Genomic DNA, 12,100 nt, shown 5'->3' with positions numbered 1-12,100 from the left:
TGCCGTGCAGCGACGCCCGGCGGCGGGTTCCCTTGCGCTTCCCTTGCACGGAGCCCCCGATCCACGTATGTACGAGGTGCTGACGGCTAATACTCCCGGTTGTGTCGCGTTCAGCCTCCCGGTGCAGCGCCGGAACCTCCGAAGCCCGGAGGAACCTGCGTCTTTCCCGATCCCTCCACAGCCAGCGCCGCGCGCGGCTGACACGGAGCGGCGGTTTCGAGCCCGAGCGGCGTCCGGTCCCAGGTACTTTTTCCAGGGGCGGTTTAAGACACGGCAAAACTGATTATCCGGACCCTATCGGTCCGATATGCGATGGCCGGCGGGCGTTTAGGCGCCGAACCGGGCCTTCAGCGATAAATGCGGCGGTATCCCTTTCCGCCAACATGTTCAGACGGGCCGACGCTTGATGCGCCAGACTGTGTTGCCGACCAAGATCCACGGAACGATCGCAACGACGCGAGGCGGAAGCTTCGCGCGTCGTATCGCTCTGGTGGGCCCCCGTTCGGCGCGGCGCCAAGAAGTGCGTTTTGGCCTTCCCCTCACCCCCGAATCAGGTGGACCGTCGCGTCACCGGGCCGCGCAATTTGCGCGCGCCATGCACCGCGCCCGCCCCCGTCAAGAGTTCCAAAATGCCCAACAAGATGTTGATCGACGCCACCCACCCGGAAGAGACCCGGGTCGTTGTGGTCCGCGGCAACCGCGTCGAAGAATTTGATTTCGAGACCGCCCAGCGCAAGCAACTCCGCGGCAATATCTATCTCGCCAAGGTCACGCGCGTAGAACCGTCGCTGCAGGCGGCGTTCATCGAATATGGCGGCAACCGCCATGGCTTCCTGGCGTTCAGCGAAATTCACCCGGATTACTACCAGATCCCGGTCGCCGACCGTCAGGCGTTGATCGAGGCCGACGAGCGCGCCCATCGCGAGGCCGAGGAAGAGAGCGAGAACCGCTCCAGCCATCGCCGCCGCTCGCGCCACCGCAATGCGCGCCGCCGCGGCCATGGCGACCGCGTCCAGAGCGACGTGGTCGAGGGTACCAGCGAGGATCCCTCGCAGGCCACCCAGCCCTATGAGCGCCAAGAAAATTTTCAAGATCAGGATTTTCAGGAACATCTGCACGAGCCTGAGGCCGCGCAGCAGGCCGGCGATACGCCGGCCCATGACGCCGAACATCACGCCGAAGCGGCTTCTCACGATCGTGATGCGCACGACCATGAGGCGCATGGTGACGAGCGGGCGCATGATGGCGACCGCCCCGCACATGATCACGACGAGCCCGAACAGGCTCGCGCCGCGAGCGAAGCGCCGGCCGCGGAGGTGCAATCCGATGCGCCTGCCCCTGCTTCGGTCGAAGCTGCCGAGGTGCAGGCCGAGGACGGCCATGACCACCGTCATGACGAGGAGCGCGCGCAGGAAAACGCCGCCCATGCCGACGACGTGCCGCACGTCGAGCACGTCGGCGATTATACTCCCCCTCCCGACGAACCCGCCGCGGCTCTGGAAGCCGATGACGGCCATGACGATGAGGATGATGGCGAGGACGCCGAAGAGGAAGTCGTCGAATCCGTCGGTGGCGACGACGTGCTGGAGGAAGTTCCGGAGCGCCCGTTCCGGCCACGCCGCCAGTACAAGATTCAGGAAGTCATCAAGCGCCGCCAGGTGATGCTGGTTCAGGTGGTCAAGGAAGAGCGCGGCAACAAGGGCGCGGCGTTGACGACCTACCTCTCGCTGGCCGGCCGCTATGCCGTCCTGATGCCCAATACCGCCCGCGGCGGCGGCATCAGCCGCAAGATCACCTCGGCCCAGGACCGTTCGCGGCTGAAGGAAGTGGTGCAGGACCTCGACGTGCCCGAGGGCATGGGGATCATCCTGCGCACGGCCGGCGCCTCGCGGACCAAGCCCGAGATCAAGCGCGACTTCGAATATCTGATCCGGATGTGGGAGACCGTGCGCGACATGACGCTGAAGTCGCAGGCCCCTACCCTCGTCTACGAGGAAGGCTCGCTGATCAAGCGCTCCCTGCGCGACCTCTACAACAAGGAAATCGACGAGATCCAGGTCGCCGGCGAGTCCGGATACCAGGAAGCGCGCGACTTCATGAAGATGCTGATGCCCTCGAACGTGCGGGCGGTGAAGCAGTATCGCGATGGCCAGCCGCTGTTCTCACGGATGGGTGTCGAGAGCCAGTTGGACGCGATGTTCTCGCCGACCGTGCAGCTACGCTCCGGCGGCTACATCGTCATCAACCAGACCGAGGCGCTGGTTTCGATCGACGTCAACTCCGGCCGCTCGACCCGCGAACATCACATCGAGGATACCGCGCTCAAGACCAATCTCGAGGCGGCCGAGGAAGTGGCGCGGCAGTTGCGTCTGCGCGATCTCGCCGGCCTGATCGTCATCGACTTCATCGACATGGACGAGAAGCGCAACAACCGCGCGGTCGAGCGCAAGCTCTCCGACTGCCTGCGGCAGGATCGCGCGCGCATCCAGGTCGGACGCATCTCGCATTTCGGTCTTCTGGAAATGTCGCGCCAGCGCATCCGTGCCAGCGTGCTGGAAAGCTCGACCGAGCCCTGCCCGCAATGCGGCGGCAGTGGCCATGTGCGCTCGGTCTCCTCGGTCGCGCTGCAATTGCTGCGCGGCATCGAGGAAATCCTGATGAAGGGCGCGACCCACAATCTGGTGGTGCGCACCCGCACCGACGTGGCGCTCTATGTGCTCAACCACAAGCGCGGCCACCTGCGCGATCTCGAAAACGCCTTCAAGGTCACGCTCGCCGTCGTCGCCGACGCCACCGTGAGCGGCCAGCAATCATACGTCATAGACCGCGGCGAGCAGGTCCACACGCTGGAAGCCGCCAAGGCGTTGCTGGCAGCGCAGGCTGCCGCCTTCCCGCCGCAGGTCGAGGAAGCTTATGACGACGACGAGGCGTTCGACATCGAGACCGAGTCCGAGATCGAAACCGAGGAGACCGAAGGGCTGACCGACGATGCCGCCGAGACAGCGGCGGGCGAAGGCGAAGGAGACGGTCACCGCCGCAAGCGGCGCCGGCGCCGGCGCGGCCGTGGCGAGCCGCGTGAAAGTGGTGCCCCGCGCGAGGACGGTGACGCGATGCGCGTCGCAAGCGAGACCATCGAAGGCGCGATCGCCGAGGACGGCGAAGCCGACGAGGACGAAGGCGACGAACAGGCCGGCACGGTCCGTGGCGATCAACTTGCCAGTGGCGAGCGGCGCCCGCGCCGCCGCGGCCGTCGCGGCGGACGCCGCCGGCGCGGTACCGGACTGGAAGATGGTCTTGCCGGGTCGATCGCAGACGAACTCGAGCCGCCCCCAGTTCCGGAGGCGACCAGCGCGGTTGCCGATTTCGAGGGCGCCTCGTCCGAGCCCGCGCCATCACTGGTGCAGGCCGACGCCCAGCCCGAACCGGTTTCGCCGCCGGCGGAGATGCAGCCTGCTGCCGATGCCCAGCCGGAGCCGGTTGCGAGTGCGCCGGCGCCAACCGCCGAGGAAACCAGGCAAGAAGCCGAGCGCGCCGCGGCGCGGCGGCGCTCGACCGTGCGCGAGAAAGTCAGCTTCGTGACCAGCGCTCCGGCCGAATCGGCGCCCGCCTTTAGCCAGAACGCGCCAGAGCCGAGCGCGCAGCCCGCGCCCGCTCCAGCCGAACCTGCGCCGGCCTCATCGGGCGAAACCGCGCCACGCAAGGCAGGCTGGTGGTCACGGCGCTTCGGCAGCGGCGAGTAAGGAATCGAACCCAAAAAGAAAACCGCCCGGCGAAAACCGGGCGGTTTTTATTGTCTGACGCGATGGCTTAACCGCGCGCGTCGAACATCCGCCGGGTGGCCGGCACGAGCGCCGCGCCGAGCGCGTTCTTGATCAGCGATGCCGCGATGAATGGCACAATGCCGACCAGCCACGCCTTTTCGACGCCGAGCTTCATGCCGAACGCAAGCCAACCAAATCCGGCGGCAAGAATGAGAACGTGCCCGAACGCCATCGCCACGAATAACCGGAGCACCGATCGGTCCCAGCCGCGCTCGCTCAACCATCCCGTCACGAAGGCCGCTGCTACGAAGCCGACGAGATATCCGGCCGTCGGACCGACGAACGGTGCGAGGCCGCCGACCGGGCCTGCGAATACCGGAAATCCGATCGCCCCCTCCGCCAGATAGGCCACGAGTGTAGCGCTGCCGAGCCGCCAGCCATAGGCTGCGCCGATCACCAGCACGACCAGCGTCTGCAGCGTCATCGGCACGTAGGGCAACGGCAAATTGACCTTCGCCGACAAGGTCAGCAGCGCCGTTCCCAGCGCGACCAGGATCACGCTGCGCAACAGGCCCGACGATCCATCGGCGCGATGCGGCCATAGCAGCGCGGCGAGCGGGAAATGCGATGGCGCGACGGTTTCAGTCATGGTTCTGGACACGGATAGCTCCCGGTTGGTTATAGGTGCGGATGAAGTGTGCGACAGGCCGGAGGTATTATCGCAGCCAACGCGCGATGCGCGTCACCGCTTCGCGCATCTCGTCGGCCGAGCGCGCATAGGAGAAGCGAATGAAGCTGCGGCCGTGGATCGGATCGAAATCGACGCCCGGCGTCGCCGCCACGTGCGCCTTCTCCAAGATGCGGCCGGCAAACTCGAAACTGTCGGACGTGAAATCCGAAACATCGGCGTAGAGGTAGAACGCGCCATCGGCCGGCAGGAACTTGGTGAGACCGGCCTTCGGCAATCCCTCGATCAGGATGCCGCGGTTCTCCTGGTAGCCGCGCTTGATCGCCTCCATCTCTTCGCGGCCTTCGAATGCCGCTTCGGCCGCGATCTGCGACAGCGTCGGCACCGAGATCGACAGGTTCTGCTGCAACCGCTCGATCGGGCGCACCAGAGCCTCCGGCACCACCATCCAGCCGACCCGCCAGCCGGTCATGCAGAAATATTTCGAGAACGAATTGATCACGAGCGCATGCGGCGAAAGCTCCGCCGCCGTCACCGCCGGAAACGCATAGTCGAGCCCATGATAGATCTCGTCGGAAATGAAGCGGATGCCCGCGCCTTCTGCCGCGTTGATCAGGCCGGTGAGCGCTTCGCGCGACATCATCGTTCCCGTCGGATTGGCTGGGCTGCCGACCAGCACCCCCTTCAGCGGCGCCTTGCAGTGCGCCGCCAGCAACGCCTCTCCTGTCAGCGCATGGCGCGTCGCGCTCGAGGTCTCGATCAGCACCGGCTCGCAACCGAGCGCGGTCAGAATATGCCGGTAGGGTGGATAACCCGGCACCGTGACCGCCACGCGATCCCCCGGCTCGAACATCGACAGGAACGCCAGAATGAATCCACCGGACGAGCCGGTCGTGATCACGATGCGGTCGGTGTCGACCGCGCAGCCGTAAGTGTCGCGGTAGTGCCTGGCAATCCGCGCACGCAGCGTGGGCATGCCGAGTGCGGAGGTGTAGTCGATCCGCGCCTCATCGAGCGCCGCGTGCGCGGCCGCGATCGCGGTTCTGGGCGCGGGCGCCGCCGGTTGCCCCACTTCCATGTGAATGACATGGCCGCCGGCCGCCTCAATGCGCGCTGCAGCCGCCATCACGTCCATCACCATGAAGGGCGGAACGTCGCTCCGCTCCGAGGGGGTCAGCAGCGCTGTCGCGCGGTCTCTAAGTGTCGATTCCAGCATCGATCTCTGCTATTGCACGGGCGCCGTTCCGAATTCGGGTTCCCGAGCCGGTAAGCGCCCCAGACTGGCCGTATTCGATGGCTTGTTATAGCGTTTTCAAGCGAAGTGATACCGGCTCGGTGAAGAAACGCGTTGAAACAACAAACTGGGACCCGTTTCTGATCCAATCGGAAACCGAACCGGCGTCCGGGCAAATCCGGATGCACCGCCAATCGCCAAAGACCGCTCATGCTGCTCCGCATCGCCCTACGCAAGAAATCACTGAATTTGACCACGTTGACGACTGCGGTCGCCCTTGCCGTCGCGCCGATGGCTGCGCTGGCGCAGGAGAACAGGGGCCCACCGGTGCTCCGCGACACCGAGACGGAACAATTGCTGCGCGAATATACGCGCCCGATCCTGCGCGCCGCCGGTCTGGAAAAGCAGAACATCCAGATGGTGATCATCAACCAGGGCGTCTTCAACGCCTTCGTTGCCGACGGCCGACGCATCTTCGTGAACTACGGCGCGATCATGCAGTCGGAGACGCCGAATCAGATCATCGGCGTGATGGCGCACGAAACCGGCCATCTTGCCGGCGGCCATCTCGCCAAGATGCGCGAGGAGATGGCGCGGGCCCAGACGCAGATGATCATCGCCATGCTGCTTGGCGCCGGCGCGATGGTCGCGGGCGCGCAAGGCGGCAGCAACAGCGGGTTGGCCAACGCCGGCGCGGCGATGTTTTCCGCGCCGGGAGAAATGATCCGCCGCAACCTGCTCTCCTATGTACGTCAGCAAGAGGAGAACGCCGACAAGGCCGGCGTGAAGTTTCTGACCGCCACAGGCCAGTCCGCCAGGGGCATGCACGAGACCTTCAAACGCTTCACCGACGAGAGCCTGTTTGCCGCGCGCGGCTCAGATCCTTACGTTCAGTCGCATCCGATGCCGGCCCAGCGCGTCGCCGCGCTGGAAGAGCTGGCACGGTCGAGCCCTTACTGGGACAAAAAGGACGACCCAGCCCTGCAACTGCGCCACGACATGGTGCGCGCCAAGATCTCGGCCTTCATGGAGCGGCAGGATACTGTGTACCGGCGCTATCCATTGTCCAACAACAGCCTGCCTGCGCGCTACGCCCATGCGATCGCGACTTATCGGCACGGCGACCTGCGCAGCGCGCTCGCACAGATCGACGCGCTGATTCAGCAGCAGCCCAACAATCCCTATTTCCACGAGGTGCGCGGCCAGGCGCTGCTGGAGGGCGGCAAGCCGCAGGAGGCTATCGCGCCGCTTCGCAAGGCCGTAGCACTTTCCAACAACTCGCCACTCATCGAGATGCTGCTTGGGCAGGCCCTCGTGGCAACCGGCAACAACGCCTACACCGACGAGGCGATTGCCATCCTGCGCGCGGCGGTAGCGCGCGAGAGCGAGGCACCGATCGGCTATATGCAGCTTGCGATGGCCTATGGCCGAAAAGGAGATTATGCGCAGGCCGATCTGGCGTCGGCCCAGGCCGCCTACCTGCGCGGCGACAGCAAGACGGCGCGCGATCTCGCCTCACGGGCAAAAACACGCTTCGCGATCGGGACGCCGGGATGGGTCAAGGCTGACGACATCGTGAACACCAAGCCGCTGCCCGGCCAGAAGGGCAACTAGAATTAAGCCGCATTCGGCTATAATCGGACTTGGTCACCAAAGACTTGATCATCAAGGACTTCGCTATCATCAAGGACTTCGCTATCAAGGATTTGGCCAACCCGAACCAAGATATTCTCGAGGAGCCGGCCTTCAGCAGAATTGCCCGGGAACTCGCCGCATAAGGATTTACCGATGCCCTCGTTCCGTCTTCTCATCCCCGCACTGTTCGCTTTGGCGCTCTGCGGCGCGCCGCTGTCCGCCTCCGCGCAGAGTTTTACCGACACCCAGCGCGGCGACATCGAGGCCATCATCCGCAATTACCTGATCGCGCATCCCGAGGTGCTCGAAGAGGCGATGACAGAACTCAGCAAGCGTCAGGCCGCAGCCGAAGCCGCCAAGCACGAAGCCGGCGTCGCCAAGAATGCGGACGCGATCTTCAACTCGCCGCGCAACGTCACGCTCGGCAACAAGGATGGCGACGTCGCCTTCGTCGAGTTCTTCGATTACAATTGCGGCTATTGCAAACGCGCGATGATGGACATGATGGAGCTGATGAAGAGCGACCCGAAGCTCAAGGTCGTACTCAAGGAATTTCCGGTGCTGAGCGCGGGCTCGGTCGAAGCTGCTCAGGTCGGCGTCGCCGTGCGCATGCAGGATCCGACCGGCAAGAAATATCTCGACTTCCATCAGAAGCTGCTCACCGGCCGGGGCGCCGCCGACAAGGCACGCGCGATGGCCGTTGCCAAGGAAGTCGGCCTCGACATGGCGAAGCTGGAGAAGGATCTGAACAGCACGGAGGTGCGCAGCACGCTCGAGGAAAACTTCAAGCTCGCCGAGGCCATGGGCATGAACGGCACGCCCAGCTACGTGATCGGCAAGCAGGTCGTGATCGGCGCGGTCGGCGTCGAGGCCTTACGCGAAAAGATCAGCAACGCCCGCTGCGGCAAGGCGACCTGCTGAGGCGACGCTTCCTTCGCGCATGGCGTAAAAGGCCGGCTCGACAGCCGGCCTTTTCGTTTTCGTTGCAGCACTATGTGGCGCAGCGGTTCATCCCGCGTTCACAAAACAAAGCCGGCGGAACCGGCAAGTATCAGGAACATCAGCTAATTCCTTTCGTTGTCGGCGCGGGCAATGCAGAAACGTGAGGAGACATTCGAATGAGTAATCGCTTTCTGATGACGGTCGCGGCAGCGGCCCTGATCGCCGGAACCGGCTTTGCGAATGCTCAAGGCACCGGCATGGGACGCGGCGACGCGGGGTCGGCCGGTTCTGCGGCGCAGCAGGGCGCGCCTTCTGAGCGGGGCGGTGCCGCTTCCGAGCGGGGCGGTGCCGGCACGATGCAGCAGCGCGAACCCCGCGGCACCACCGGCATGGGACAGTCCGAGCAGAAGTCGATGGGCGGTGAAAAGGCCCAACGCAGCGAAGACCGCATGAAGGGCGGCAAGGACATGAAGGCCGAGGGCAAAGAGGACCGCGGCAGCATGAAGGGCGACAAGGGCCAGACGACGGGCCAAGGCATGCAGCGTGAACAGGGCACGACCCAGCGTGACCGCGACCGGACCACGACGCAGGGCCGTGACCAAATGCAGCGTGACCAGAAGGTCCAAGGCCAGCAGGACCGCGACCGCACGCAGACCCAGACCCAGGGCGGAGCCGCGGGCGAAACGACCACAACAGGTCAGGCCGGCGCGGGCGCCAAGCTCTCGACCGAGCAGCGCACCCAGATCACCAACGTGATCAAGGAGACACGCGTTCAGCCGGTGACGAACGTGAACTTCTCGGTTTCGGTCGGCACCCGCATCCCGCGCGACGTGACCTTCCACACGCTGCCCGCGCGCGTGGTGACGATCTATCCGGAATGGCGCAGGTATAAGTACATCCTCGTCAGGGAGCAGATCGTGATCGTCGATCCGAACACCTACGAGATCGTGGCGATTCTGGACGCCTGACAGCGGCCTTTCGCAAGGACAAGGGCGGGCAGCAATGCCCGCCCTTTTCGCTGATCAAGAGCATGACCAAGCCGCAGCAGACCAGGCAACCGATTCACTCCATTGGTTAATGAATAAATTCAGCGGGTTATATCCGCCTTTTTATGAACAGGGTAAGGCCCTTGAAAGGCTCCCAGGACGGCCTAAAGGCTTCCCCTTGGCCGCGTTGTTACCTATAACCCCGCGACCCGCCCGCCCCTTTTTGCTGGAATCCGGATGGCCCAAGGAAGCGCCCAAGCCTCTGCCGCGACGATTTATGTGCTCAACGGCCCGAACCTCAACATGTTGGGGACGCGCGAGCCGGAAACCTATGGCCACGCGACGCTCGCCGACGTCGAAAAGCTGTGCGTCGAAGCAGCGGCACAATTCGGCTTGAAGGCCGATTGCCGCCAGTCCAACCGCGAGGGCGAGTTGATCGACTTCATCCATGAGGCGCATGCGAAGAAGGCGGCCGGCATCATCATCAACGCCGGCGGTTATTCGCACACCTCGATCGCGTTGCACGACGCGCTGGTCGCGGTCAAAATCCCGACGGTGGAAGTGCACATCAGCAACATCCACGCCCGCGAGAGCTTCCGTCACCACTCCTTCACGGCCATGGCCGCCTTTGCATCGCTCTGTGGCTTCGGCGTCGACGGCTACCGGCTCGCAATATCAGGCCTGGCCGCCAAACTCGGCGCCAAGGCCAAAGACTGACTTCAAAAAACTGACCTCAAAAATCTGACGTCGAACGACACCTGACGCTTAAGCCGTCACCCACATCGAGAATTCCGGATCAAGAGCATGGCCCGCCAGCCCGACAACAAATCAGCGGACAAATCAGCCGCAAATCTCAAGAGCGACGACAGCACGCTCATTCGCGAACTCGCGCTGTTGCTGGACGAGACCAGCCTGACCGAGATCGAGATCGAGCGTGCCGGCTTAAGGGTGCGTGTCGCGCGCAACATCACCGTGTCGGCGGCGATGCCGGCGAGCTTCCAGCCGGCGCCGGCCGCGGCGGCAGCCATCGCTGCGGGTAGCGCGGCGGTTGCCGACCTGGCCAAGCATCCGGGCGTGGTCCCCTCGCCGATGGTCGGCACCGCCTATTGGGCGCCTGAGCCCGGCGCCAAGCCGTTCATCGAGGTCGGCACCAAGGTTTCGGCCGGCCAGACTCTCCTGATCATCGAAGCGATGAAGACGATGAACCAGATCCCGTCGCCGCGTGCCGGCACGGTGACGCAAATTCTCGTCGAGGACGGCCAGCCGGTCGAATTCGGCGAGCCGCTCGTGATCATTGAATAGAGGCGAATGGCGAGTAGCGAGTAGCGAATGGTGAAGAGAGTGTTTCCCTATTCGCTATTCGCCATTCGCTACTCGCGGCTTGGAAAAACATGTTCGACAAGATCCTCATAGCCAATCGCGGCGAAATTGCCCTGCGCGTGCTGCGCGCCCTGCAAGGAACTCGGCATCTCCACCGTTGCCGTGCATTCCACCGCCGACGCCGACGCGATGCACGTGCGGCTCGCCGACGAGAGCGTCTGCATCGGGCCGCCGCCTTCCAAGGACTCCTATCTCAACGTCCCGGCGCTGCTCGCGGCCTGCGAGATAACGGGCGCGGATGCCGTGCATCCCGGCTACGGCTTTCTTTCCGAGAACGCCCGCTTCGCCGAAATCCTCGCCGAGCACAATCTGCATTTCATCGGCCCGAAGGCCGAACACATCCGCCTGATGGGCGACAAGATCGAGGCCAAGAAGACCGCAAAGCGGCTCGGCATTCCGGTGGTGCCGGGCTCCGACGGCGCGGTCTCGTCGGACGACGACGCGCTGGCGATCGGCAAGGCGATCGGCTTTCCGGTGCTGGTGAAAGCTGCCGCCGGCGGCGGCGGACGCGGCATGAAGGTAGCGCGCACCGCCGACGACCTGATGCTGGCGCTGTCCACCGCCTCCAACGAGGCGAAATCCGCATTCGGCGACGCCTCGGTCTATCTCGAAAAATATCTGCAGAAGCCGCGACACATCGAGATCCAAATTCTCGGTGACGGCCGCGGCGGCGCGATCCATCTCGGCGAGCGCGATTGCTCGCTGCAGCGCCGTCACCAGAAGGTCTGGGAAGAAGGCCCCTCGCCGGTTCTCGCCGCCGCCGCCCGCGCCAAGATCGGCGAGACCTGCGCCAAGGCGATGCGGGACATGAAATATCTCGGCGTCGGCACCGTCGAATTTCTCTATGAGGATGGCGAGTTCTATTTCATCGAGATGAACACCCGCATCCAGGTCGAGCATCCCGTCACCGAGAGCATCACCGACATCGACCTCGTGCTGGAGCAAATCCGCATCGCCGCCGGTGGCGACCTGCCCGCGAAGCAGGAAGAGATTGCTATCATCGGGCATGCCATCGAATGCCGCGTCAATGCGGAAAACCCGCAGACCTTCCGCCCCTCGCCCGGCAAGATCACGCAATTCCATCCGCCCGGGGGGCTCGGCGTGCGGATCGATTCCGCGGTCTATCAGGGCTACGTCATTCCGCCCTATTATGACTCGCTCGTCGGCAAGCTGATCGTGCACGGCAAGACTCGCGCGGAATGCCTGATGCGGCTGCGCCGGGCGCTCGACGAGATGGTGGTCGACGGCATCGAAACCACCCTGCCGCTGTTCCGGGCACTGGTCCGGGAGGCCGATATCATCAACGGCGACTACCACATTCACTGGCTCGAGCAGTACCTCGCCGGCCAACCCGCGGACGTCTAGAGCTCTGGGCGCGAAGATTGCCTGAAATTTTCGACGGCCGATGGAACCGATGGGTTCCATCGCACGTTGGTATGTACAGGGGGTTGCCGGGGGCGCGTATTCCGCTTGT

General features: G+C 64.4%; 9 protein-coding genes and 1 pseudogene. 8 read left to right on the top strand and 2 right to left on the bottom strand.

Annotated elements, in window-relative coordinates:
* Positions 1-629 precede the first annotated feature (629 nt).
* A complete protein-coding gene (locus tag V1273_RS16590; RefSeq protein WP_334382342.1) occupies positions 630-3,740 on the top strand; it encodes an Rne/Rng family ribonuclease in 3,111 nt (1,036 codons plus the stop codon).
* Positions 3,741-3,807: 67 nt separating this feature from the next.
* Here V1273_RS16590 and V1273_RS16585 read toward each other — a convergent pair whose 3' ends face one another.
* Both V1273_RS16585 and V1273_RS16580 read right to left on the bottom strand, forming a co-directional pair.
* On the bottom strand, positions 3,808-4,410 hold the full coding sequence (locus tag V1273_RS16585) for a biotin transporter BioY (RefSeq protein ID WP_334384243.1): 603 nt from the start codon (positions 4,408-4,410) through the stop codon (positions 3,808-3,810).
* A 67-nt stretch (positions 4,411-4,477) separates the two neighbouring features.
* On the bottom strand, positions 4,478-5,665 hold the full coding sequence (locus V1273_RS16580; RefSeq protein WP_334410255.1) for a pyridoxal phosphate-dependent aminotransferase: 1,188 nt from the start codon (positions 5,663-5,665) through the stop codon (positions 4,478-4,480).
* A 228-nt stretch (positions 5,666-5,893) separates the two neighbouring features.
* On the opposite strand from V1273_RS16580, the gene V1273_RS16575 reads away from it, so the two are divergent.
* The 7 genes and pseudogenes from V1273_RS16575 (at position 5,894) to accC (ending at position 11,991) form a co-directional block, all read left to right on the top strand.
* Complete coding sequence (locus V1273_RS16575; protein ID WP_334382344.1) at positions 5,894-7,297, top strand: M48 family metalloprotease; 1,404 nt, start codon at positions 5,894-5,896, stop codon at positions 7,295-7,297.
* 29 nt (positions 7,298-7,326) lie between these two features.
* Positions 7,327-7,461 (top strand): hypothetical protein, encoded by a 135-nt coding sequence (locus tag V1273_RS16570; protein WP_334410254.1) that lies wholly within the window; start codon positions 7,327-7,329, stop codon positions 7,459-7,461.
* A 10-nt stretch (positions 7,462-7,471) separates the two neighbouring features.
* Entirely contained in the window at positions 7,472-8,239 is a 768-nt protein-coding gene (locus V1273_RS16565; RefSeq protein ID WP_334368732.1) for a DsbA family protein, read from the top strand.
* Positions 8,240-8,436: 197 nt separating this feature from the next.
* Positions 8,437-9,228, top strand: a complete 792-nt coding sequence (locus V1273_RS16560; RefSeq protein ID WP_334368731.1) for a DUF1236 domain-containing protein — start codon at positions 8,437-8,439, stop codon at positions 9,226-9,228.
* Between the two features lie 255 nt (positions 9,229-9,483).
* Positions 9,484-9,963 carry a type II 3-dehydroquinate dehydratase gene (aroQ, locus tag V1273_RS16555; RefSeq protein ID WP_334410252.1) on the top strand — a complete coding sequence of 160 codons (480 nt, stop codon included), beginning with the start codon at positions 9,484-9,486 and terminating at the stop codon, positions 9,961-9,963.
* An 87-nt stretch (positions 9,964-10,050) separates the two neighbouring features.
* Entirely contained in the window at positions 10,051-10,548 is a 498-nt protein-coding gene (accB, locus tag V1273_RS16550; protein ID WP_334410251.1) for an acetyl-CoA carboxylase biotin carboxyl carrier protein, read from the top strand.
* Positions 10,549-10,637: 89 nt separating this feature from the next.
* Positions 10,638-11,991: pseudogene (gene accC, locus V1273_RS16545) on the top strand (acetyl-CoA carboxylase biotin carboxylase subunit).
* The last annotated feature ends 109 nt before the right edge of the window (positions 11,992-12,100 follow it).

This window comes from Bradyrhizobium sp. AZCC 1721 (assembly GCF_036924715.1).
Lineage (GTDB): Bacteria > Pseudomonadota > Alphaproteobacteria > Rhizobiales > Xanthobacteraceae > Bradyrhizobium.
Note: the sequence above shows the minus strand (reverse complement) of the source record. Positions and strands in the feature narration are given on the sequence as shown.